The organism is Geodermatophilus maliterrae (assembly GCF_041018925.1).
GTDB classification, from domain to species: domain Bacteria; phylum Actinomycetota; class Actinomycetes; order Mycobacteriales; family Geodermatophilaceae; genus Geodermatophilus; species Geodermatophilus maliterrae.
On the sequence record NZ_JBFNXQ010000219.1, the window covers coordinates 1 to 952 of the forward strand.

General features: G+C 75.2%; 1 protein-coding gene and 1 pseudogene. Both read right to left on the reverse strand.

The annotated features are described in order from the left end of the window. Window positions 1-485, reverse strand: a 485-nt coding sequence (locus ABQ292_RS26560) for a transposase (protein WP_369210698.1), incomplete at its 3' end; no start/stop codon positions are given. A gap of 73 nt (window positions 486-558) precedes the next feature. Continuing rightward, window positions 559-909 (reverse strand): annotated as a pseudogene (locus ABQ292_RS26565) (IS5 family transposase); the annotation flags it as partial. Window positions 910-952: the final 43 nt, after the last annotated feature.

The following is a 952-nucleotide window of genomic DNA, read 5'->3' on the forward strand; positions in this document are numbered from 1 at the left end:
TCGGTGCGCATGGCGAAGGCGCGATGGTCTTTGAGCCGGTTGATGGCGCGTTCGACGGTGTTGCGGCGCTTGTAGGCCTCGGCGTCGAAGGCCGGCGGTCGCCCACCGCGGCGGCCGTGGTGCACCCGGTGCCGGACCTGGTCGTCGGGCACCGGGATGGTCGCGGTGATCCGGCGGCGGCGCAGGTCCGAGCGCAGGCCGGCGGCCGAGTAGGCCTTGTCCGCGATCAGCCGGTCCGGGCGGGTGCGGGCCGGTCCGGGCCGGCGCCGCGGCACCGTCAGGCGGGCCATCAGCGGGGCGTAGGCCAGCGTGTCACCGCGTTGACCGGGGCTGAGCACGTGCACCAGCGGGCGGCTGCGGGCGTCGGCGAGCAGGTGCACCTTGGTGCTCAGGCCACCGCGGGAGCGGCCCAGTGCCTCACGGTCCCGGCCGGCCTGGCGGCGTTGCTGCTGCGCGCCGGGGTGAGCGGTGTTGACCCCCCGCACGCCCGCGCTCGCGCGGGCCCGGGGCGACCTGCGGCGCCAGCCGCTCGGGCGGCACGTCCCGCGGCGGGGAACCGCGGGCGCCGGCGGCGTGCTGATGGGCACGCACGATCGTGGAGTCGATGCTCACCGCCCACTCGCCCTGCTCCGCGGTCAGGTCCACATCGCAGGCGGTGCGCAACGTCTGCAGCACCCGGTCCCAGGTGCCATCGGCTGACCAGCGTCGATGCCGGTCATAGACGGTCTGCCAGCGCCCGTAGGCCGGCGGCAGGTCACGCCACGGGGCGCCGGTGCGGGTGCGCCAGATGACCCCATCGACCACCGGGCGGTGATCGACCCAACGGCCTCCTCGCCGCGGGGTGCGATCGGGCAGCAGCGGCTCGAGCACCGCCCACTGCTCGTCGGTCAGATCGTGCCGGTCCTGCACCTCACCGCTCTACACCCGCAGCAGCAAGATCCGCCAGACACTC